Raw genomic sequence first — 1,465 nt, forward strand, 5'->3', positions numbered from 1 at the left:
TGTTTGCCCTGCCTCGCAGCGGCAKGTGCCGGCGCGCGCCAAAGCCAAAAAACAGCCGCTCATCTGACCGGGGCGCTGCTTCCGTCAGATGAGCGACGGAGCGGCACCTGCGTACCAGCGTACAGGGGCGAGGCCAGGTTTCAAGGTTCAGGCTTTCCCACTGCCCCACGCGGGCTCATCTGCCACCCGGCGCGCTTCTGCACGGTTTTTATTGACCGGTCGTACAGGAGTGATTCGATGCAAGCAGCAGATCAAGCTCAAGCCCAGCAAGCCCAGCAAGCCCAACAAGCCCAACAAGCCCAACAAGCCCAACAAGCCCAGCAGGATTCGCAGGCACCACAAGTTTTTTCAGGAATCTGGCTGCCATTGGTGACGCCATTTGCCGACGGCTCGGTCGATTTTCCCGAGCTGGCCCGCCTGGTGTTGCACTACGCCGGCAGCGGCATCGCCGGGATCGTGGTGTGCGGCAGCACCGGTGAGGCGGCCGCGCTCGATGAGGCCGAGCAATTGGCCGTGCTGGATACCGTGCTGGCCAGTGCCGGCAGCTTGCCGGTGATGATGGGCGTGGCGGGCAGCCAGGTGAAGCAGGTGCAGGCGCGCGTGCGCCGGCTGGCYGAGCGGCCGCTGGCCGGGCTGCTGGCGCCTGCGCCCCATTACGTCCGTCCGTCGCAGGCCGGCCTGCTGGATTATTTCCGCGCGCTGGCCGACAGCGCTCCCGCGCCGCTGGTGCTGTACGACATTCCCTACCGGACCGGCGTGAAGCTGGAGACGGAAACCATCCTGGCGCTGGCCGCTCATCCGAATATCCGCGCCATCAAGGATTGCGGCGGCGATTACCTCGGCACGCAGGCCGTCATTGCCGACGCTCGCTTGAGCGTGCTGGCGGGGGAGGATCACCAGTTGCTGGGCACGCTGTGCCTGGGCGGCACGGGCGCGATCATCGCTTCGGCTCATTTGTATCCGGCGCTGTTCGTGGCGCTCGCGCAGGCGGTGGCGGGGCAGCGGCTCGAGCATGCGCGCCGGCTTTTCCATGCCTTGATGCCGATGATCAAGCTGCTGTTCGCCGAGCCCAATCCGGGCCCGCTCAAGGCCATGCTGGCGCGCGAAGGATGGCTGCGCAATGAGTTGCGTGCGCCGATGACGCTTGCCAGCGGGGCCCTGGAGGCGGCTCTGGCACGGGCCTGCGAGCAGCTTGGGGTGGTGGCTCCCGAATTGCTCGGCTGACCTGGCGGGCTTTCGAGCGTTCGAGCCTTCAGGCCTTCAGCGTTAAGGGGGACTGCTTAACGTCAACTGCAGTCAACTGCCACTGCAACTGCCACTGCAACTGCAACTGCAACTGCAACTGCAACTGCAACTGCAACTGCAACTTCAACTTCAACTTCAACTGCAGTTTCACCACCCCTGCGGGGCGGCGACCTACTTTTTTGTCTTGCCAAAAAAGTAGGCAAAAAAGGCGCGCCGGATG

At 64.5% G+C, this 1,465-nt stretch carries 2 protein-coding genes; one reads left to right on the forward strand and one right to left on the reverse strand.

The genetic code is table 11. The features are described 5' to 3' along the window. The first annotated feature begins 237 nt into the window (after positions 1–237). Entirely contained in the window at positions 238–1,224 is a 987-nt protein-coding gene (dapA, locus tag AC1DS3_RS38610; protein ID WP_441640563.1) for a 4-hydroxy-tetrahydrodipicolinate synthase, read from the forward strand. 28 nt (positions 1,225–1,252) lie between these two features. Here dapA and AC1DS3_RS38615 read toward each other — a convergent pair. Further along, the coding region (locus tag AC1DS3_RS38615) for a hypothetical protein (protein WP_477129361.1) at positions 1,253–1,465 on the reverse strand (213 nt) is incomplete at its 5' end.

The organism is Cupriavidus sp. 01L46, assembly GCF_056399905.1.